Source organism: Acidimicrobiia bacterium (genome assembly GCA_016650365.1).
Classification (GTDB): Bacteria; Actinomycetota; Acidimicrobiia; order Spongiisociales; family JAENVV01; genus JAENVV01.
In genome coordinates, this window is the sequence record JAENVV010000014.1 from 1 (window position 1) to 20,779 (window position 20,779).

Annotated in this window: 21 protein-coding genes and 1 pseudogene; 13 read left to right on the forward strand and 9 right to left on the reverse strand. The window is 61.1% G+C overall.

Features of this window, described 5'->3' with window-relative positions; genetic code table 11:
- From JJE47_00870 to JJE47_00880, 3 genes and pseudogenes are all read left to right on the forward strand, one after another.
- The coding region (locus tag JJE47_00870) for an aminomethyltransferase family protein (GenBank protein ID MBK5265963.1) at positions 1–606 on the forward strand (606 nt) is incomplete at its 5' end.
- Positions 603–1,367: an electron transfer flavoprotein subunit beta/FixA family protein gene (locus tag JJE47_00875; GenBank protein MBK5265964.1), complete on the forward strand. Its 765-nt coding sequence runs from the start codon at positions 603–605 to the stop codon at positions 1,365–1,367. The genes JJE47_00870 and JJE47_00875, both read left to right, overlap by 4 nt.
- Positions 1,368–1,369: 2 nt before the next feature.
- Positions 1,370–2,308 (forward strand): annotated as a pseudogene (locus JJE47_00880) (electron transfer flavoprotein subunit alpha/FixB family protein).
- Positions 2,309–2,409: 101 nt separating this feature from the next.
- Here JJE47_00880 and JJE47_00885 read toward each other — a convergent pair.
- On the reverse strand, positions 2,410–3,378 hold the full coding sequence (locus JJE47_00885; GenBank protein ID MBK5265965.1) for a DUF559 domain-containing protein: 969 nt from the start codon (positions 3,376–3,378) through the stop codon (positions 2,410–2,412).
- A 293-nt stretch (positions 3,379–3,671) separates the two neighbouring features.
- Here JJE47_00885 and JJE47_00890 point away from each other — a divergent pair, with 293 nt between their 5' ends.
- The 5 genes from JJE47_00890 (at position 3,672) to bmt (ending at position 10,307) form a co-directional block, all read left to right on the forward strand.
- Positions 3,672–4,847 carry a BMP family ABC transporter substrate-binding protein gene (locus JJE47_00890; GenBank protein MBK5265966.1) on the forward strand — a complete coding sequence of 392 codons (1,176 nt, stop codon included), beginning with the start codon at positions 3,672–3,674 and terminating at the stop codon, positions 4,845–4,847.
- 107 nt (positions 4,848–4,954) lie between these two features.
- Complete coding sequence (locus JJE47_00895) at positions 4,955–6,472, forward strand: ABC transporter ATP-binding protein (protein ID MBK5265967.1); 1,518 nt, start codon at positions 4,955–4,957, stop codon at positions 6,470–6,472.
- Complete coding sequence (locus JJE47_00900) at positions 6,469–7,695, forward strand: ABC transporter permease (protein ID MBK5265968.1); 1,227 nt, start codon at positions 6,469–6,471, stop codon at positions 7,693–7,695. Before JJE47_00895 ends, JJE47_00900 begins: the two co-directional genes overlap by 4 nt.
- Positions 7,695–8,963 (forward strand): ABC transporter permease, encoded by a 1,269-nt coding sequence (locus JJE47_00905; protein ID MBK5265969.1) that lies wholly within the window; start codon positions 7,695–7,697, stop codon positions 8,961–8,963. The genes JJE47_00900 and JJE47_00905 overlap by 1 nt, the downstream gene beginning before the upstream one ends.
- A gap of 360 nt (positions 8,964–9,323) precedes the next feature.
- Positions 9,324–10,307 (forward strand): betaine--homocysteine S-methyltransferase, encoded by a 984-nt coding sequence (bmt, locus tag JJE47_00910; GenBank protein MBK5265970.1) that lies wholly within the window; start codon positions 9,324–9,326, stop codon positions 10,305–10,307.
- 4 nt (positions 10,308–10,311) lie between these two features.
- Here bmt and JJE47_00915 read toward each other — a convergent pair whose 3' ends face one another.
- Complete coding sequence (locus tag JJE47_00915) at positions 10,312–12,366, reverse strand: copper-translocating P-type ATPase (GenBank protein ID MBK5265971.1); 2,055 nt, start codon at positions 12,364–12,366, stop codon at positions 10,312–10,314.
- Between the two features lie 86 nt (positions 12,367–12,452).
- Between JJE47_00915 and xth the strand changes: the two genes are divergently transcribed.
- On the forward strand, positions 12,453–13,235 hold the full coding sequence (gene xth, locus JJE47_00920) for an exodeoxyribonuclease III (GenBank protein ID MBK5265972.1): 783 nt from the start codon (positions 12,453–12,455) through the stop codon (positions 13,233–13,235).
- A 16-nt stretch (positions 13,236–13,251) separates the two neighbouring features.
- Here the strand turns inward: xth and JJE47_00925 are convergent, their stop codons facing one another.
- Positions 13,252–13,545, reverse strand: a complete 294-nt coding sequence (locus tag JJE47_00925; protein ID MBK5265973.1) for a thioredoxin family protein — start codon at positions 13,543–13,545, stop codon at positions 13,252–13,254.
- Between the two features lie 54 nt (positions 13,546–13,599).
- Between JJE47_00925 and JJE47_00930 the strand changes: the two genes are divergently transcribed.
- On the forward strand, positions 13,600–13,995 hold the full coding sequence (locus JJE47_00930) for a heavy metal-responsive transcriptional regulator (GenBank protein MBK5265974.1): 396 nt from the start codon (positions 13,600–13,602) through the stop codon (positions 13,993–13,995).
- Positions 13,996–14,013: 18 nt separating this feature from the next.
- Here JJE47_00930 and JJE47_00935 read toward each other — a convergent pair whose 3' ends face one another.
- The gene (locus JJE47_00935; GenBank protein MBK5265975.1) at positions 14,014–14,436 is read right to left on the reverse strand and encodes a PPOX class F420-dependent oxidoreductase; all 423 of its coding nucleotides are present in this window, start codon (positions 14,434–14,436) and stop codon (positions 14,014–14,016) included.
- Positions 14,437–14,520: 84 nt separating this feature from the next.
- Between JJE47_00935 and JJE47_00940 the strand changes: the two genes are divergently transcribed.
- From JJE47_00940 to JJE47_00950, 3 genes are all read left to right on the forward strand, one after another.
- Positions 14,521–14,718: a hypothetical protein gene (locus JJE47_00940; GenBank protein ID MBK5265976.1), complete on the forward strand. Its 198-nt coding sequence runs from the start codon at positions 14,521–14,523 to the stop codon at positions 14,716–14,718.
- 142 nt (positions 14,719–14,860) lie between these two features.
- The gene (locus tag JJE47_00945; GenBank protein MBK5265977.1) at positions 14,861–15,748 is read left to right on the forward strand and encodes an NAD(P)-dependent oxidoreductase; all 888 of its coding nucleotides are present in this window, start codon (positions 14,861–14,863) and stop codon (positions 15,746–15,748) included.
- A 41-nt stretch (positions 15,749–15,789) separates the two neighbouring features.
- Entirely contained in the window at positions 15,790–16,680 is an 891-nt protein-coding gene (locus JJE47_00950) for a cupin domain-containing protein (GenBank protein MBK5265978.1), read from the forward strand.
- 15 nt (positions 16,681–16,695) lie between these two features.
- Here the strand turns inward: JJE47_00950 and JJE47_00955 are convergent, their stop codons facing one another.
- The 5 genes from JJE47_00955 to JJE47_00975 are packed head-to-tail and all read right to left on the reverse strand — an operon-like array spanning position 16,696 to position 20,764.
- On the reverse strand, positions 16,696–17,559 hold the full coding sequence (locus JJE47_00955) for a cupin domain-containing protein (GenBank protein ID MBK5265979.1): 864 nt from the start codon (positions 17,557–17,559) through the stop codon (positions 16,696–16,698).
- Between the two features lie 11 nt (positions 17,560–17,570).
- Complete coding sequence (locus tag JJE47_00960) at positions 17,571–18,275, reverse strand: ABC transporter ATP-binding protein (protein MBK5265980.1); 705 nt, start codon at positions 18,273–18,275, stop codon at positions 17,571–17,573.
- Positions 18,268–18,999: an ABC transporter ATP-binding protein gene (locus JJE47_00965; GenBank protein MBK5265981.1), complete on the reverse strand. Its 732-nt coding sequence runs from the start codon at positions 18,997–18,999 to the stop codon at positions 18,268–18,270. The genes JJE47_00960 and JJE47_00965 overlap by 8 nt, the downstream gene beginning before the upstream one ends.
- On the reverse strand, positions 18,996–20,201 hold the full coding sequence (locus JJE47_00970) for a branched-chain amino acid ABC transporter permease (GenBank protein MBK5265982.1): 1,206 nt from the start codon (positions 20,199–20,201) through the stop codon (positions 18,996–18,998). The genes JJE47_00965 and JJE47_00970 overlap by 4 nt, the downstream gene beginning before the upstream one ends.
- A complete protein-coding gene (locus JJE47_00975) occupies positions 20,198–20,764 on the reverse strand; it encodes a branched-chain amino acid ABC transporter permease (GenBank protein ID MBK5265983.1) in 567 nt (188 codons plus the stop codon). Before JJE47_00975 ends, JJE47_00970 begins: the two co-directional genes overlap by 4 nt.
- Positions 20,765–20,779 lie beyond the last annotated feature (15 nt).

A 20,779-nucleotide genomic window follows, 5' to 3' on the forward strand; every position in this document is an offset into this window, starting at 1 on the left:
CGTATCTCGTATGTCGGCGATCTTGGCTGGGAGATCTACGTCGACATGGCCGATGGCCCCGCCCTCTGGGATGCCCTCTATGAGGCCGGCCAGGCATTCGGCGTCGTACCGGTGGGAGCCGGCGTCTACGGCACGACCGGTCGGGTCGAGAAGGGGTACCGTCTGATGGGTGCCGAACTCGAATCCGACTTCACCCCCGTCGAGGCTGGCCTCGCTCGGCCCAGGGTCAAGGATGCCGACTTCATCGGCAAGGCTGGATACCTGGCCGCTCGGGAGGCGCCGGTGGCAGCCACACTGTGCACCCTATCCGTGGACGATCACACCTCGGCGTCGGGCATCAAGCGGTACATGACGGGTTCTGAACCGATTCTGACGCTCGACGGGGAGCGGATCGTGGATGCCCACGGCCGGGTGTCGTATGTCACAACGGCCGGTGCCTCGCCGTCGCTCGGCAAGTTCCTGTTGATGTCGTACCTACCTCCCGAGCACGCCGTCGAAGGGACCAAGCTCAAGGTCATGTATATGAACGAGCTCTACCCGGTGACTGTCGAACGAGTCGGTTCTCAGCCGCTGTTCGACCCGGATGATGAGCGGATCAAGCAGTGAAAGTCCTGGTTCTCGTCAAACGAGTTCCCGCTCCTGGTGCCAAGATCAACATCACGGCCGACGAGCAAGCTGTCGACACGAAGAACCTCGGGTTCGCCATGAGCCCCCATGAGGAATGTGGCATCGAGTTGGCCGTCCAGTTGGTCGAAGCCCACGGTGGGACGTCGACGGTCATGACGCTGGGAGCTCAGGAATCCGAGGAACAGCTTCGATACGCCGTTTCGTTGGGAGTTGATCACGCGATTCTCGTGCCGACGGATGTTGACGATTGGGACCCGATGGCGACGGCCTCGGCCCTGGCGTCGGCGATCGCCGACGCAGAGGCGGGCGAACCGTTCGACCTCATCATCTTCGGTAATGAGTCGGCTGATTCGGGTGGCTACCAGGTCGGCATCCGGGCGGCCCACGCGCTCGACCGACCGATCGTGTCCGGGATCAAATCCATCGATATCGATGGTGATACCGTCAAGGCTCGCCGCCAAACAGTCGCCGGGCTTGAGGAATATCGCCTCACCATGCCGGCCATCGTGGCAGTCAAAGAAGGTATCACCTTGCCGCGCTATCCCACGATGAAAGGCCGACTGAATGCCCGTAAGGCTGAAGTGGTTGCTTCACCGCAACCTCATACGCCCGGCGGACAGAAGCGGGTCCGGTTGATTCCGGCTCCCGAGCAGGTATCGAATACCGTCGTGCTCGGTGAGGGTCCAGAGGCGGCCGGCAAGATCGTCGATCTTCTTGTCGAACTGGGGGTTCTGTCGTGAACGTTCTGGTTCTCGTAGATCACGATCGTGGCGTCCTCGACGAACTCACGCTCCAGGCCATGACCGCCGCCCGATCGCTCGGTTCGATTGATGCGGTCGTGATGGGTGACTATCCGGCGCTCGCGCCGAACCTTGCGGAATACGGTGCAGAAACCGTTCATGTGGTGACCCATGACCTGCTCGCCGATTACGGTTCGGAAGCCTGGGCCGACGCCCTGGCGCAGGCGATGCTGGTTTCAGGAGCCAGGGCAGTGGTCGCCCCTGGCACCGATCGGGGCAACGAAGTGCTGGCTCATGTCGGAGCTTTGTTGAACGCGCCGATGGTCGCCAACTGCAACGAGATCACGGCTGGTGATGGTGACTGGTCGATGGTCCGTACCCGCTGGGGTGGTTCACTGCTGGAGGAGGCGACGCTGACTGCCGACCACAAGCTCGTAACGATCACTCCGCATGCCGTGGTTGCCGAACCGTCTCCGGCGGCGGGAACGGTTCAGATTCTGGCGGTCGAGTTGGACGAGTCGGTTGCTCGAACGATTGTGGCCGATCGAGTCAAGGCCGAAGGAGGCATCACGCTTCAGACCGCTCCCGTTGTGGTGGCCGGGGGCCGGGGTGTCGGCAACCCTGAGAACTTCGCTTCCCTAGATGAACTGGCTGAACTCGTCGGAGGGGCGGTGGGATGCAGCCGGGTCGTGACGAACAATGGCTGGCGGTCCCACGCTGAGCAGGTTGGCCAAACCGGCAATCGGGTTGCGCCTGACTTGTATATCGCTTGCGGGATCTCGGGCGCCATCCAGCATTGGGTTGGGATGATGGGATCCAAGCGGGTTCTGGCCATCAACACCGATCGGGAAGCTCCGATGGTCACGAAGGCCGACTACGCCGTGATTGGTGACGTAAACGAAATTCTCCCGGCGGTGATTGCGGCAATCAAGGCCCGCTAAGCACCGCCTGCGCTGGGTCGAGTGTGCATCCAAGTTCGATATTTCAATTCGTATGCACACTCGTTTGGGCCGTGCCTTGCCTGGTCTTGGTCGAGTGTGCATCAGGATGCGATATTCCAATTCGTATGCACATTCGACGATTGGGCGCGATGGCCGGATCGGCGACCGAACTCCTCCATCGTTCGCACGCATCTGGCCGGATCGTTGGTAAGGGCTTCCCAGGTGAACCGAAGCACTGCAAAACCGGCTGCGACGGCAGCATTATCACGAGATCGGTCGCGTTCGAAGTCCTCGGTCTTTGTATGCCAGGTCCGGCCGTCAAGCTCAACGATCAGCTTCCACGCCTCGATGAAGAGATCGACCCGACCGGCGCCGGGTGCCCAGGGAAGCGGAGCCTGGCGCTGCATCTCGGGGATCATTGCTTCACCGAACACCCTCCAGGCCAGCGCCTCCAGTTCGCTCTCGGGGGGAACATATCCTTGGCTGGATCTCTCAAGGATGATGGGCCTGAGGGATGCCATGCCTCGCATGCGGTGACCTTGGTACCGCAGGTATATCTCCTGGATTTCGGCGAGCGCCGCCGGGTCGCGCATCAGGAGGTCGTCGGTGATGCGATTCGCTCGTAGGCGGTCTACCCACTGGACGACCACAAATAGGGTTTCAGCTGGCGCGGCAACCTCGAGGCCCCTGAACGTAACTCGCCTCGTGGTTGGGAAGAACTGTGATCTGGTGACCCGCGCCACGCGGGAACGAGCATCGCCGGAGTACGGAATCGTGATCTCCGGGAGCCTTGGCTGGATGAACCCGCTGAACTGATGTATGGCCGCTGCGGATCGGCCGCTGATGAAGCAATGATCCTTGCTCAGAAAGGCGGTCCACAGCTGCCGTTGCACAGTGTTCGGGCTGCCGGCAACGGTCCATACGGTCTTACACACCCGATGCCACTCGCCGTTGCGGCATTGCCTGTTGATGAAGTTTTGGTCAATCCCGAGTCCGGTGAGCTGTTGGTAGCTGAGGACTCCGTGCTGCTGGCTCGCCAGCTGGTTGACTTCGGACGGATTTCGGTTCACTCGGTCAGGTTGAGGCATCCGCCGTTGGTTTGCAATAGGTCTGAACGAGTGTGCAACACCATTGGACTATCGAGTTTGCATGCACAATCGATCCGGCTGGCCGGCCCTCTCCCAAACGAGGGTGCATCTGAGTTGGATAACGCAGTGTGGATGCACACTCGACCAGGACAGCAGGCTAGAACCGCGAAATCGGTACTTGCTAATGGCAGTCCGGCTTTGTACTCCAGCCCTACCGGTGGGCTATCGTACAGTTGTCGCTTAAGAGCGACTTCCGGAACAATTCAGGAGGCAATATGAAATCCGTGCGCTTGATCGCGCTACTCGGGGTCCTCGCGCTGGTTGCAGTCGCGTGTGGCGGCTCCGATACCACCACTACAACCGCTGCGGCGGTGGCTGAGACCACCACCACGACGGCCGCGCCCGTCGATACGCCGACGACCACCGAAGGCACCACGGATACCACCGTGGCCACGATGGACGCCATCAAGACCTGTCTCGTAACCGACCTGGCCGGCGTCGACGACCGTAGCTTCAACGCCAGCGCATGGCAGGGCGTCCAAGACGCCATAGCCGCCGGATATGCCACGGAAGATTCTTTCTTCCTGGAGTCGACCGACGCCGCCGACTGGCAGCCAAACATCGACCAGATGATCTCGCAGGGATGCCAGCACATCGTGACGGTTGGTTTCGCTCTTGGAGAGGTGACGGCGATCAACGCTCAGGCCCATCCGGAGATCACGTGGACGATGATTGATAACGTCCTCACCGATGCGAGCTTCGCTCCGTTGGCTCTGCCAAACGTGCGTGAACTCGTCTACCAGACCGACCAGGCGGCGTTTGCGGCCGGGTACCTGGCAGCCGGTGTCAGCAAGACCGGCGTTCTCTGCACGTACGGTGGTGGCAACTTCCCGACCGTGTCGATCTTCATGGACGGTTTTGCCCGTGGTGCCATGCACTACAACGATGTGAAGGGCACGGATGTCAAGGTTCTCGGTTGGGATCCTGCCACCCAAGATGGTGTGTTCACCGGAAGCTTCACTGACATGGGTCTGGCTCGAAGCACCGCTGAGAGTCTGTTCCAGGAGAACTGTGACGTGATCATCCCCGTCGGTGGTGCCATCAACCTGCCGGCCGGTGACGCCATCAACGACGGTGGACTCGATGCGGCGCTGATTGGTGTAGATGCCGATGCATACTTCGCCATGGATTCGCAGTATCAGTCGCTATGGCTGACGACCGTTGAAAAGGCGATCGCTCCGTTTGTCACCCTCGCAGTCCAGGATCAGCAGGAAGGCACCTGGGCGGCTGGATCGTTCGTCGGCAACCTCGCCAACGATGGTGTCGGCTTGGCCCCTTATCACGACTGGGACGGAAGGGTCTCGGACGAGTTGAAGGCCGAGGTCGAGCAGTTGTTGCAAGATATCAAGGACGGTGTGGTCAAGGCTGACTTCACCCCAGTCGGCTACTAAACGCCAACGTCAATACAAAAAACTGAGAGTGGGGCCCTGAGAGGGGCCCCATTCTTTGTTGCGTGATAGGTTGCTTATAGTCTGTTCGGCCGCTACGGGAGGAACTGTTGGAACTTGCTCTAGCTGGCATCACAAAACAGTTTCCCGGGGTCCTGGCCAATGACGACGTCAACCTGACCGTTTCCGAAGGCGAGATCGTCGCGCTGCTCGGTGAAAACGGGGCGGGTAAGACGACCCTCATGAACATTTTGTATGGCCTGTACCGGCCGACCTCGGGGACGGTGTCGATCGATGGGAAACCAGTCGAGTTCCATTCGCCAGGAGATGCGATCAAGGCGGGGATCGGGATGGTGCATCAGCACTTCATGCTCGTGCCGGTCTTCACCGTCGCGGAGAACGTGATCCTCGGAGATGAACCAACCAAACGAATTGGAATGATCGATCGGGTCCGTGCCACAAAAACCGTCACCGAGATATCGCGTCGTTACAGCCTCGACGTCGATCCAAATGCGGTCATCGAGGATCTGCCGGTCGGTATTCAGCAGCGGGTTGAAATTATCAAGGTTCTTGAGCGAGAGGCCCGGTTTGTGGTCTTCGATGAGCCAACTTCAGTGCTCACGCCGACCGAAGTTGAAGGGTTTTTCGAAATCGTGAACACGTTGAAAGCCGATGGCAAGGGCATCGTTTTTATCAGCCACAAACTCGGCGAGGCACTTGAGATCGCCGATCGGATCGTCATCATGCGACGCGGCAAGACCGTCGCAGAGGTTCTTCCCAGTGAGATCGACGAAGCCGGCCTCGCCGAGCTCATGGTCGGTCGCCCGGTCGATCTGGTCGTCGACAAAGCTGAAGCGAACCCGAAAGATGTTGTCCTGACCGTTGACCGCCTCATGGTGCTCGACGACCGTAATCGGCGAGCGGTTGATGGGGTTTCGTTTGAGGTTCGTTCGGGGGAGATTGTCGGCATCGCGGGCGTTCAGGGCAACGGCCAGACCGAGTTGGTCGAGGCACTCACCGGCTTACGAACCCCACTGGGCGGCACCGTGTTCCTCAAAGGTAGGGACATGACGATCGCGACTCCTCGCGAGATGCACAAAGCCAATGTGGCACATGTGCCCGAGGATCGCCAAAAGAGTGGACTCGTACTCCCATTTACGGTCACCGAGAACATCGTGCTCAACTCGTACTACGAAGAACCCCTGTCCAGGGGCGTGCGGATGGATTGGGACGCCGCCCACGACCAGGCGGTTCGTCTGGTCGACGAGTACGACGTGCGGACCCCCGGCGTCGATGTGCTCGTGTCGAATCTCTCCGGTGGCAATCAGCAGAAAGTTATCGTCGCCAGAGAATTTGACCGCGACGTGGCCCTCGTGATTGCCTCACAGCCGACCAGGGGGATCGACGTTGGCTCTATCGAATACATCCATTCGCGAATCGTCGAGGAGCGTGATCTTGGGGCCGCCGTGCTTATCGTCTCGTCCGAGCTTGACGAGATCATGGCCCTTTCCGACCGCATCCTGGTGATGTACGAAGGCAAGATCGCCGGAGCATTCGACGGGTCGGCCACTTCCACCGAGATCGGCCTGGCGATGCTCGGCAGTGCAGATGAGGTAGCAGCATCATGAGTGACGCCGAAGATTTTCCTGAGGATGAGGTCCGGGGCGACCCGGACGCCGCTCAACCGGAACCGACCACGCTTGACCGTATTGTTGGGATTAGCAGTTCGCTGCGCCAGGCACTCGTCGTGCCGGCATTGGCGGTGTTGACGGCTCTAATCGTCGGTGCGGTGATCATCGCGGTGACGGATCTCGACACCCTCCCCTTGTGGGGTACCGATCCAGGAGAGGCTTTCCGACTAACGATGAGCGGGATCGGGAAAGCGTACAAAGCTCTGTTGGTCGGTTCGGTTGGTTCCCAGCGAGCCATTAGTGAGACCCTGTTCGCCGCCACTCCGTTGATCCTGGCGGGACTGGCTGTGGCGGTCGGGTTCCAGGCGGGTCTCTTCAACATCGGTGTGAACGGTCAGATGCACATCGGTGGCATGGCGGCGCTCTGGGTGGGATTCAGTCTCACCCTCCCGGCCTTCATTCACATACCGCTCGCCATTGCCGCCGCCATCATGGCGGGGGCAATCTGGGCGGGGATCGCAGGGTTCTTGAAGGCCCGAACCGGCGCCCACGAAGTCATCACCACGATCATGTTGAACTTCGTGGCGCTTTTCCTGGTGGATTATTTGCTCAAGACCTCTGTGTTTCAGGCAACCGGACGGAACGACCCTATTTCGGAAAAGGTGAAAGTCACCGCTCAGTTTCCAACCATCCCCGGCTTTGATCGCCTGAATATTGGGTTCTTCTTCTCGTTACTCGCCGTGGCCTTTGTGTGGTGGTTGATGTACCGCTCGACGATCGGTTTCGAATTCCGGGCGGTCGGTTTTAATCCCAGCGGAGGCCGGTATGCCGGGATGAACGTTGCCTGGGTATATCTGGGGGTGATGGCCGTCTCTGGCGCCCTCGCCGGGATTGCCGGCGCGAATCCGATTCTCGGGTTGGAGCCGTATCGAGGGACCTCGGGTTTCGCCGGCACGATTGGGTTCGACGCCATTGCATTGGCTCTGCTTGGTAGATCTCATCCGGTCGGTGTGTTGTTCGCCGGGATTCTGTTCGGCGCTTTACGGGCGGGCGGGCGGGAAATGCAGGGAGCGGCCGGTGTGCCGATCGATCTGGTTCTGGTTCTTCAGGCGCTTATCATTGTCATGATCGCAGCCCCCCGTCTCGTGCGAGCGATCTACCGGATCAAGACCCCTGACCAAGATGTCAGTACGACGATTTCGACCGGGTGGGGTGGCTGATGGCAACGTCGGTCAGTACCGAACCGATCGTTCAAATCCGGTCTACGCCGGATGAGCGGCGAGCCACGGTCATCGGTATCGTCCTCATCGGGCTGGCCGCCTTCGTGTTGTGGGTGTTTGCTCTGGGGGTGGAGTCGGGACTCCAATCAACGTTCAATCTTTCCCTGCCGGGTGACCCGGACTTTACCTGGGTAGTTGACTCGCGAGTGCTCTCCTTCCTGGTGGCGGCGACGATCGCCTTCATCGGCGGTTGGGTTCTTCGGCGTACGCATGTGAAGCGGACCAACCTCGGCCTGGCAATCGCGCTTGGCCTGTTTGTCTTGGCTTTCTTGACCTGGGCAGCCGCCGACAAGTCGTTCAGCCTCGTTGGCATGTTGCGCTCGACGGTCATCTTGTCCGTCCCGGTAACGCTCGGGGCGATATCCGGGTTGATGTGTGAGCGCGTGGCGGTCATCAATATCGCCATCGAAGGCCAGCTACTGACCGCGGCATTCGTTGGCACCGTGGCCGGATCTGCCTGGGGGATCTGGGCAGGACTCACCGGAGCGATGCTCACGGGTGCACTCCTTGGTGCGGTTCTGGCCGTCCTGTCGATTCGCTACCGGATCGACCAGATCATCGCCGGTGTCGTGATCAACATTTTTGCCCTTGGCCTTACCTCATTCCTGGCGAGGCGGGTTCTTTCGGTCGCCCAGGACTTGAATTCTCCTGGGCGATTCTCAACCCACAAGATCCCCCTGCTCGGTGATATCCCGGTGCTTGGTTCGATGTTCTTCAACCACAACATGTTCGTCTACGTCACCTACATCCTGGTGGTGGTTCTGCACTTCGGGCTCTTCTATACCCGGTGGGGTCTGCGTTCTCGGGCGGTCGGTGAACATCCAAAGGCGGCCGACACGGTTGGGATCGACGTGTTCCGGACGCGATACCGCAACGTGATCCTGGGTGGAGTCATTGCCGGATTCGGTGGAGCCTTCCTTACACTCGCTCTGGTGTCGCGGTTTGAGGAAAACCTCACAGCCGGAGTCGGGTACATCGGCCTGGCGGCCATGATCTTCGGGCGGTGGATGCCATTCGGAGCCCTTGGCGCCGGCCTGGTGTTCGGCTTCGCCCTCACTCTCCAGCAGAAGCTAGGCATCCTGGGGACTCCGATTCCCTCCGAGTTTCTTTCGATGACCCCGTACATCGTGACGATCATCGTCGTGGCCGGCGTGGTGGGCCGAAGTCGACCCCCCGCCGCCGACGGTCAGCCGTATATCAAGGACTAGGTGTGCCCGCTATGCGGGCACATTGCAGAACGGCTTCGCCGTTCTGCCTGGGGTGCGGGTTTCGTCTGGCTTTGCGGGCACATTGCAGAACGCTACGCGTTCGTCTCGCCTTTGGCCAGATTGCAGAACGCTACGCGTTCTGCCGGGGGTCGGGTATCCGCGTTGGGCGCGTTCTGTGCTGGGTTCCTGTCTTCCGGATGGGGGGCTTTGCTGGTACACTTCTCATTGAAAGCGCCAATTTGATTCGTCCGCTTGCGGGCGCTCTAAAAATGCAGCTAAAGCGTCGATTTTGATGACCGCTTTAGCTGCAGCGGTCATGCTTTTTCCGCCGCACCCGCACTGACGTATAGGGAGTCCATCATGTCAGTGTTCGAAGCCATCCTCGCTAACCGTGCAGCTGTCGTGGCCGATGGCGCCATGGGCACAGCCTTGTTTGCGCGTGGTCTCGAAGTCGGCGGCTGCCCTGAGCTCGCCAACGTTGATACCCCTGAGATGATCGCCGCCGTTCATCGCGACTATCTCGAAGCCGGGGCCGACCTCATCTTGACGAACACGTTCGGCGGTAATGCTCGTCGACTGATGCTGCATGGCGCAGATGATCGAGTTTTCGACCTCAACGAAGCGGCCGCCCGACTGGCCCGCAAAGTCGCCGACGAGTTCGATCGTCCCGTGATCGTGGCCGGGAGTGTCGGACCGACCGGTGATCTGATGGAACCTCTCGGGCCGCTCACCCATGCCGAAGCTGTCGAGGTGTTCGCTGACCAGATGGAGGGCCTGATTGCCGGTGGTGCTGATGTGCTGTGGATCGAGACGCTGTCCAGCCAGGAAGAACTGGCCGCGGCCGTCGAAGCCGCCGATCGCTTTGAAACGCCGGTGACCGCCACGCTCAGCTTTGACACCGTCGGAAAGACGATGATGGGTTTCAGTCCGGCGGCATTCGCCGATTGGGCGGCCGACACGCGGTTGGTCGCAGTCGGTGGTAACTGTGGAATTGGCCCTGGTGACAATGTCGTAGCCGTGTACGAGATCACCGAATCGCCGCGGCGTCAGCTGATCATTTCCAAAGGAAACTGTGGCATTCCCCTGTACAAGAACGAGGGCCTTGAGTACCCGGCCGGCCCCGAGACGATGGCTGACTACGTTGAGATAGCCCTGCGATCCGGAGTTAAGATCATCGGTGCCTGCTGCGGCTCGACCCCCGCCCATATCGCCGCTATACGTGCGGCGGTCGACGGCTACGTCCCCGACGACCGGCCGAGCCGTGACGAAGTGATCGAACGTCTCGGCGTACAGATTCGTCCGACCGCACCGGCCCGCGAGCGGACCAGGCGCCGCTCGGCTTGATTCGCTAGCCCAGATCGATTCGTCGCAGCAACATGGCGTTGATCGCCACTATCACGGTTGAGGCACTCATGAGCAGGCCGCCGACGGCCGGCGACAGGACGATGCCGGCGCTCACTGCGACTCCGGCGGCGAGGGGGAGAGCCACGACGTTGTAACCCGTTGCCCATCCCAGGTTCTGCACCATCTTGCGACGGGTGGCTCTGGCCAACTTGAGGGCCCTGGCAACATCGGACGGGTCATCTTCGATCAATACGAGATCGGCTGATTCGATGGCGACATTGGTCCCGGCCCCGATCGCCACGCCCAGATCGGCGGTCAACAACGCCGGAGCGTCGTTGATGCCGTCGCCAACAAACGCGGTTGGACCGCTCGCCTGGAGTTCCTTGACGATTTCGGCTTTTTGGTGTGGCAAGACCCGGGCGTAGTAGCGCTCGATGCCCAGGTCGGCGGCCACCGAGCGGGCGACCGCTTCGGCGTCGCCGGTAATCATGACCGGCGTGATACCCATTTCTTTCAAAGCGTTGATCGCTTCCCTGGCGGAATCTCGTACCTTGTCGTCCACGGTGATGACCGCTCTGACCCGCTGATCATCCATGAGGACCACTGCGCTCGACCCACGGGTGTCGGCGGCGTCGAGGGCTGATTGTGCGGCAGGATCGACTGCCAGGCCAAGTTCGTCGGCCCATTCGGGCCGACCCACCCGCCAGGCCCGGCCATCGACGGAACCTTCAAGTCCATGCCCGGGGATGGCCGACACATCGGCGCCCCGTTGGTCCGTACCTTCGGCTGCGCTGACAATCGCCGCCGCAAGGGGATGTTCGGATAGTTGCTCAAGGGCTGCGGTGATATCGAGCGCCTCTGCCTGTGTCATGTCGACTGCGACGACCGATGAAACGACGAATCTCCCCTCGGTAAGGGTGCCGGTCTTGTCCATGGCGACGTATTTGATGGAGCGGCCGCGTTCGAAGGACTCCCGGTTCCTCACCAGGATGCCGTTCTTGGCTGACACGGAAGTGGCGTTCATATTGACGAGCGGGATAGCCAGACCGAGCGCGTGGGGACAGGCGATGACCAGGACGGTCACTGCCCTCGCAACGGCGAAGCTGGTTCCTTCCGTTCCGAACGCCAGCCAGGCGGCCAGGGTGGGAACGGCGACACCGACCGCGACGAAGGTCAACCACTTGGCGGCTTGATCGGCGAGAACCTGGAACCGACTGCGAGAGGCCTGAGCTTCTTCGACCAAACGCATGATCTGGCTCAACGCCGTATCGTCGCCAACCCTGGTGACCTCGGCGGTCAGGGCACCCTCCCCGTTGACGGCCCCAGCCACGACTTCGTCGCCAACCTGCTTGGTTACCGGCCGGGATTCACCGGTTAGGAACGCTTCATTCATGGCGGAAGCACCTTCGACGATCGAGCCGTCGACGGGTACCTGCTCACCGGGACGGATGAGTATTCGGTCCCCGAGCTTGAGGGAAGCTACCTGAACGTCGGAAACCGATCCGCCTGTCTCGACGAGGTGAGCGGTCGTTGGCACCATGGCAGCGAGGTCGTCGAGAGCACGGCTGGCCGATTGAATCGACCGCATCTCGATCCAGTGGCCGAGGAGCATAACGTCGAGGAGTGTGGCGAGCTCCCAGTAGAACGGATCGCCCTTCACCCCGAGCGACACCGCCAAGCTGTAGAAGTAAGCGACGCTGATAGCGATCGAGACGAGCGTCATCATTCCCGGTGCCCGGTCGCGAATCTCGTTGCGTCCGCCCTTGAGGAATACCGCCCCGGCATAGACGTAGAGGAACGTGGCGAGGATCGGGTTGACCCACTTGACCCCGGCGAAGTCGACGGCTTGGTAATTGAACCAGATCTGGAACTGTTCCGAGAAGTAGAGGATCGGTAGGGTCAGCGCCAGGCTCACCCACAGCCGATCCCGGAACATCTCAGGATTGTGCCCCTCATGCTTGTCGTGCTCGGAGCCAGCCCCGGTCCCATGCCGATCGTGTGCGTCGTGGTTTTGGTCTGTCGCTGGTGGTCCTGCCTGGTCGTGATGGTCATGGTTCATGAGCTTGCCTCCTCGGTTGCGAAGGGGCTCGGACTTGCCCGCAGGGCTGGTGGTTGCAACGCTACTCCGTCAGATAGTCTGCCGCTGTGCGCTTCATTACCTACAACGTCAACTCGATCACGGCCCGACTCCCGAGGCTGCTGGCGCTCCTCGATGAGGTCGACCCGGACATCGTCTGTGTGCAGGAGACCAAAGTGGCTGTGGACGCTTTCCCGCATTTGGCGTTGCGCTCCGTCGGATACGTGGCAGCCGACTACTCGGGAGGTCGCTGGAACGGGGTGGCGATACTGGCCCGTTCGGAGATTGGATTTGACGATCTCAAGATGGGACTGCACGGTGAGGTCGTCACCGACGAGGCGAGATGGGTGGAAGCCTCTGTCGGCGGTATCCGGGTGGTGAGTGCCTACGTACCCAACGGGCAGGCGGTCGGTTCGGAGCCATTCGCCCAGAAATTGGCGTTTCTTGAAGCCATGGGCCGACGCTCGCGACAATTGGTCGATCAACCGGCCATCATTGCCGGCGACTTGAACGTGTGCCCTACCGACCTTGATGTATGGGATCCGGCCGAGATTCACGGTGCCACCCATATCACCGACGAGGAACGGTCGCGGCTGGCGGTCGTGGTTGACAACGGGTTTGTTGACACATTTCGCGCTCTGCATCCAACCGAGCCGGGATTCACCTGGTGGGACTACCGCTTCGGAGCGTTTCACAAGGGGCACGGTCTCAGAATCGACCACGTTCTGGCGAGTGCTCCACTCGCCGGGCGCCTTCGGACGGCCGGAATAAACCGGGACTTTCGTAAGCCCTCGAAGGTGCCAGAGTCGAAACCATCCGACCACGCCCCGCTGATCGTCGAGTTCGAGTGAGCCCGGCGGATGTGAGCTACCGCGAGAGAGTTGAGCGGAGCATGCTGACGGTTGGTGCACCGGCGAGTCCCTCGGGAGTCTGATAGATACGACATGACAGCCCGTGCGGGTCCGTCGGCCGGGCGAACGGGTCGACTCCGTCGACGAGGACCGTCGGGGATCCGCCAAACCGCCAGGTCTCGGCCTCCTCGATCGTCTCAACCGTCTGATGAGAGACCGTGAAGTCGTATTCGGATGCCAGTGATGCAAGATCGGCATCGGTTTGCTTCCAGTTCGGGCAACCTTCGAAGTAGAGCAACGTGATGTCCATGTGTTCACCATAAACCCTCCACCTCAGTGGAGGGTCAAGGGCTAATCTGACACTATGAGAATTGGCGAACTATCCGAGAGATCCGGAACACCGGTCCGTACCATCCGCTTCTACGAGGAGAAAGGGTTCCTGCCTGCCCCGATCCGCACGCAGTCGGGATATCGCGACTACGACGACGATGCCGTCAACCGGTTGCGGTTTGTTTCAGCCGCCCAGGGGGCGGGCCTCCGGCTGGCTGAGATCACGAGCATCCTGGCGGTTCGCGATGCAGGAGACGCTCCGTGCGAACATACGACCTCGCTCCTGCGAGCCAAGCGTGATGAGATTGACGCCCGGTTGACAGAGCTCGGTCACATCCGCAAAGAGGTCGATTCGCTGTTGGACAGGAGTGCCACGCTGGACCCGGCTGATTGCGATCCGGCCGGTATCTGCCAGGTGATTCGCAGGTAGATGTCGGGGCCGGGTCGGCTAGCCGGGGAGCTGACCGTAAGCCCGTGCGACCTTTAACCGGATCACCAGGCGTTGATCGGCGACCATGGCGGCGAAGAACTCGTCCGGGTCGGGATGGGCAACGGGACTGATGGCGTTGTAGACCTCGAGTAGCTCCTGGCCGGCGGCGTCTCCTGGAGTGGTTGTGACCCGGCTGAGTTCGGCCGTACCTTCGGCGACCACGAAACGCCAGAAATCTTTCGACGTGACATATAGGCTGGCCCGCGAGTCCCGGCGCAGGTTTTTGGTCTTGGCCCGGCTGTCCGTTACCGACATTCGGGCTACTCCATGGTCGTAGGCATAAGAGATGTTGGAAGCCTGCGGCCGCCCGTCACGTTTGATCGTCATCAGAACGCCATGGCTGTGCTCGCGTAAGAACGGATTTGCGACGTCAAGGTCCATGCCCCAACCCTACGCGAATTGGTCGCCCCAGGGTGGCTGGTGAAGATCCCCGATGATTGACAGCGGTGCGGGTGGTTCACCAATATGCCGGTGTGCATATCGATCTTGCTGTCTGATGAGACGCTGCGCTGGACCACGACGGCGGTCGACGCCTGGTGGCAGCGTTCTGCGATCAGGGACGTCGAGATCACCAAGAACCACGCCTTCATCAAAGTCTCGAGATCTTCGGCCCTCATCCTGCCGCTACAACCAGACCCGGACGGTCACCGGGCCCGTCTGTAGAGTGAGCTTTCGTAAACCGCCGACCGTGAGGCCCTTGACGGCCGACTATCGCAGTATGGAGTCGCTAGTGTCGACGTGGTGCAAACGTTTGGCATACCGTTCGGGCTAGCCACCAACGTAAGACAGTAGGAGCGTGATTCCCGTGACGAATTCCAGTGTTTCGGTCCTCGGTATGGGTCGCATGGGCGCCGCCATGGCCAAGATCCTGTCGGAAGCCGGGTTTGAATTGACCGTATGGAACCGGAGTCCGGAAACGGCCCGAACGGTGGCGAACTCCATCGCAGCCCGCGTGGCAGAAACACCTCGGGAAGCTGCCGGGGCGGCCGATGTCGTCCTGACGAGCTTGGCCGATGACGGGGCCGTCCGAGCGGTGTACTCGGGACCGGACGGTATTGCCGCCGGGGTACGGCCGGGAGCCGTGGTTGTCGAAATGAGCACCATTGATCCCTCGGTGGTGGATGAGATCGGTCGCCTGGTCGACTCTGCCGGGGCAGACCTGGTCGACGCCCCCGTGTCCGGCTCGGTGCAATTGGTCGAGCAAGGGAAGCTGACGATCATGGCGGGCGGTGACGCTCAGGCGATCGAGAGGGCCCGTCCAGTATTGGAAGCCTTATCGGCCCGACTATTCAAGGTCGGTGGGCGCGGTTCAGGGGCCACGATCAAACTGGCCGTGAATGCGCTGGTCCACGGAATCAATGGTGCCTTGGCCGAGGCGCTGGTCCTTGCCGAAGCAGCCGGCGTCGACCGGACAGCGGCCTACGAGGTGTTCGCCGCCGGAGCGGGTGGGGCCCCCTTTGTGCACTACAAACAGGCGGCGTATCAGGATCCCGAGACGGCCCCGGTGGCGTTCAGCCTCGACCTCGTCGCCAAAGACCTTGATCTCATTACCGGACTAGGGGAGCGGGTTGGGGTGGAAATGCCGGTCTCGCTCGCCAACCTTGCGCTGGCGCGGCGGGCCATCGAGGCAGGTCTGGGCGGCCGTGACATGAGTGCGTTGGCCGTATTTCTCAGGGACAGTGCTCACCGGTAGGACCGGCCGGTCCGAATGACAAGAAGGCGAGGAAGGAATACATGTCACACCACATTGTGCGACCGGCGGGGGACCTCGCCTACCAAACGCCGACCGAGTTCGTGGGTCGGTCGTCGGGATTCACCAGAGCCTCCGCAGTGGACGAAGCGGGCGGGTCGGTACAGATGGGTTTCGGCCTTTGCTCGTTGGAGGCGGGAGGGACCATCGATACGCACCTTCACTCGTTCGAGGAGAGCTTCTACGTTGTCGAAGGCGAAGTGATTGTCGACACCAACGAGGGCTCCTTTCGCCTGCACAAGGGTGACTACGGCGTAGTGCCGGTTGGCGGTCCGCACGCCTGGCGGAACCTGTCCGATGGTCCGGCTCGCTGGGCCGACATGCAGGCTCCGATGCCTCGTGAACGTTTTGGGAACGACACCTATTTCCCATCGCCAATCGTGACCAGGGAGCCCATCGGTGTCGATGCCCGAGACCCGCGGACCCTCTCCTTCGGGCACATTGCCGATGCGAACATGGACCCGAAGAAGCAAACCCAGGACATGCTTGCCGTGTCAGCCAGCATGCGAACCGCGTTACTCGTCTACAGCGGGATCACGGTCAAGATGATGGTGGACACAGATTTGGGTGCCCAGCTGTCAACCATGTTCATGGTGCAATACGAGCCGAATGGGTTAGCCGGAGCCCATGACCATCCCCTTGAAGAGGCGTACCTCATCCTCGAAGGCGAGGTCGAAGCCTCATTCGATGGTCAGCCTTACCGGCTGGTGCCAGGAGACATCGCCTGGGCAGGCGTCGGCTGCGTACATTCGTTCACGAACGTTGGCGACGGCATAGTCCGCTGGTTGGAAACCCAGGCTCCGGCACCCCCTCCCCGCCACTCCTATCGGTTCTCGCGCGATTGGGTGTACTTATCGGAGCAGTTGGAGGACTGACCGGAAACTCCGGTGTTACGGGTAGCCGTCGGCATCGGTGTGCCAATCGTCCGGGAAGAACGTCGCCCCGTTGGGTGGTGGGGCCGGCGACTGCACCTCTATCCAACGCATGGGTTCGTTGCTTGTCACCGAGTAGCCGTGCAGGTCGTTGACACCGCAGAAGACCAGGTCGCCTGCAGCTACCGGGATGTCCTCGCCCTCGAGGTGGGCGATCGCCGACCCGGCCGTGAAGTAATAGGCCTCCTCGAACGGATGAAAGTGGTCTCCGGCGGGCCGACGATCACCGCCGGATTCGAACTCCACGATGAACATTGTGTGATGGATGGCCCCGACCAGTTCGTCGACCAGCATCCAGATGGATACCCCGCCAATTCGGGGCCCGCGATAGCCTTTCATGTTGAGCGGCCCCGGGGGTGGGAGCTGGCTCGATTCGAAACGCCCGACCGGACGATGCGGAGCTGCCACCGCTCGGGGCGGCACGATGCCGGACCGCGGTGGTTTGACATCGCCGGTGAGATAGTACGGGCCGCCGCCGCGCATGTGACGTGGTTGGGGCGCCCGCACTCGCAGAACTTGGAGCGGTCGATCGGTCAAGTTCGTCCAAGCGTGTGGTGTACCCAGCGGCACGAGCCCGAAGTCATCGGCCGTCACTTCATAGGATGAAGTCCCGATGGTGACGACCCCGGTCCCGTCGAGAACATAGAACGACTCTTCAAAAGGGTGCCGGTGGCCCGGGACTTCTGCCTGGCCGGCGATCGTCACTTCGCTGACTTCGAGATGAACTGCGCCCGAATGGCGACCGACCAGGATTCGTTCCGTGGTGCCAGGTAACCCCGCCTTGGTTTCAGTCTCGCCCTTGCGAACAACCGTCCAGGTCATCGAGAACTCCCCTACATTCCGAAGTAAGAAGCCTGGAGCTCCTTGTCGTCCAGAAGATCGGCGGCCGGGCCTTCACGAACAATCCGGCCCTCTTCCAATACATATCCGCGGTGTGCCAGCTCCAAACCTTCGACAACGTTCTGTTCGACAAGGAGGATGGAGGTGCCAGTCCTGTTGATTTCCCTGATGACGTCGAAGATCGCCTCGACGATGACCGGCGCCAGGCCGAGGGACGGTTCGTCAAGGAGTAGGAGTTTGGGCCGTGACATCATGGCTCTTCCAATGGCGAGCATTTGCTGCTCCCCGCCGCTGAGGCTGCCCGCTAGTTGTTCGGCTCGTTCGGCGAGCCTGGGGAATATCTCGCATACCTCGGCATAGGTCTCGTCGCGGTGACGACGCGCCTCGCGGTGGTAGGCGCCCATGTCGAGGTTGTCGGTGACGGACATCTCGGGGAAGACCCGCCGGCCCTCAGGAACCACGGCCACGCCCGACGCACAAACCCGATGGGTAGCGAGGTGGGTTAGCTCCTGACCATCGAGGACAATGCTGCCCTGCCAGGCCGATTGCAGTCCGCCGATTACGTTCACCAGCGTTGATTTGCCGGCACCATTCGGGCCAACAATCGTCACGATCTCGCCCTCGGAGACATTCAGTGAAAGGCCCCACAGCGCCTGAGCCTTGCCGTAGCCTGCGGTTACATCCCGTACTTCAAGCATGTTTCCACCTCGACCCCAGATAGGCTCTCACGACTTCGGGGTCCTTCATCACATCTTCTGGAGCCCCCTCGGCGATCACCAGACCCTGGTTGAGGGCCATGATTCGGGTCGACAGGGCGTTGACCACTCGGAGAACATGTTCGACGATGACGAGGCTTATGCCCAGGTCGTGAATGCGTCTGATCATGAGGATCGACTCTTCGATCTCGGTCGGGTTCAAGCCGGCCAACACCTCGTCAAGGAACAGGACGCGTGGTTCGGAAGCGAGCGCTCGCGCCAACTCCAAATACTTGAGCTGGTGAAGGTTCAGTTCCGAAACCGACTGATCGGCATAGCTCGCCAAACCAGCGAAGTCGAGCCAGTACATGGCTCGTTCGGTAGCGGCGGTCGGATGGAGTTTCGTCTTCCCAAAGATGAGTGGGACGGCGACATTGTTGCGGGCGGTCATGCTCGAGAACGGTCGGGGAATCTGGTAGGTGCGGGCGATTCCTGCCTCAAACCGGTGGTGGGCTTCGGTATCGGTGACATCGACCCCTGCGAACGTGATCCGACCCTCATTGGGGTCGGCGAAACCACTCAGAATGTTGATCAGCGTTGATTTGCCGGATCCATTCGGGCCGACCAGGCCCAGGATCTCACCTTCTGCGACGGTCCCGCTGACCCCGCCGAGGGCGGCGACGCCGCCAAACCGTTTGTGGATACCGTCGAACTGAAGGAGTGTCATCGGGCCGCTCCCACATGCGGTTGGTCTGATGGCTCGTCTGGAGACCCGGATGGGGCGCGCCGGTTTCGCCAGCGGTCGATTATGTCCGACGAAGGTAGCAAGATGACTACGGCCCCGAGCTCGCCGGCGACGAATTGACCGATCAGGGACATTTCAGGAGCCCAGAACCGGGCTACGAGGATGCCAACAATGAAGGCCCCGGCGCCCGCCCATTTCCGTCGGACCAGCCGTGGCCATAATCCGTCTTTGACGGCCAGCACCATCACAATGAGGAGCAGTCCAATGATGATGTCGTTGAGGTGGTCAAGGGAAACGGTCACGTTGCCACCGAATAGATCGAGGTCACTGGCCCGGTTGAGCCGGTCGGTCAAGGTGTGGATGATGGTTGCCCCGATGATGGGTCCCATCCAATGGCGCATCCCGCCCAGGACACTCATGACGATCACAAACAGCGGGATGCGAATACTGAAAACGTCCTCGATGGTGATGTAGCTGATCTGGATGGCGTGCACAGCCCCGGACAGCCCACCAAAGAACGCCGATAGCCCGAAAGCCATCATCTTGTGTCGGAAGGTCGGAACGCCGAGGCTTTCGGCGACCGCCTCGTCATCGTTGATGGAAAACAGACCCCATCCGAGCCGTGAATGTTGGATGGTGGCGGCCGCGAATATGGTCAGAGTTGCGATGATCAAGCCGAGGCGGAACATCATCGACGGGTATGCGCCGAGGAATTCGGGGAGTTGCACATTGTTGAGGGCGATTCCGCTTCCCCCGTCGATGGTTGAGCTGATCCTGGCGATGGCAGCAACCACGAAGGCGACTGCCAGGGTCACGAGTGCAAAGATCTCTCCTTGAAGCCTTCGTAGTCGGAACACGACGAACCCTAGGGACAGGCCGAGAACTGCAGCCAGCACTCCCGCCACCGGAATGGCCGCGATCAGGGGCCATCCTTGTTTTGAGGCCAATACGCCGGTTGTGTACACCCCGACACCGAAGAAGGCACCCTGACCAAAACTGAAGTACCCGGAGAACCCCGTGAACATGTTCCACGAAGAAGCCTGGGTGAACCAGAAGAGCAAGGTATAGCCAAAAAGAAGGTAGAAGATCGGGAAGCCGAGCGGACCCTGCAAGGTGGGGAGGAACCACAGGGCGAGTGCGACCACCGAGAATCCGGTCAGTCGGACCGCGGTCGGGCGATTCATATGGACGCTTTTCTGGTGAAGAGGCCCTCGGGTCGAAACAAGAGTGTGGCGATGAGAATGACGAACGTGGCGAGCGGCGCATAGGAAGGACCCCACGCCACCGACGCAATGGCGGCGACGACCCCGATGACCACGCCGGCTCCGAGCGCCCCCAACGTGCTTCCGAGTCCGCCCAGGATCACCACCGGGAACACGATCCCGACCCACTCGACCGCCAGGCCGGGAAACAACGCCTGGGACATGGCGATGAACACGCCGGCGATGGCTGCGGTGGCCGCCGCCAGTCCGGAAAGTATGACCGCCACCCGCCGATGATCCACGCCAAAGGCTCTGGCCATATCACGGTCTTGAGCCAGGGCCCGCACGGCCTTCCCGAAGTAGGTTCGGTCGAGGAGGTACTTCATGAGCAGCCCGATGACGATGGCGGTGAGGAAGGCCGAGAGTTGTGGCGTCGGAAACGCGAAATCACCGATCTTCAGGGAACTCGAGGCGTAGGGATTGGCGGTAGAGGGGATGCGACGGAAATCCGCTGACCAGATCGAGCGGGCGACGCTCTCAAGCATGATGAGTAGGCCGAA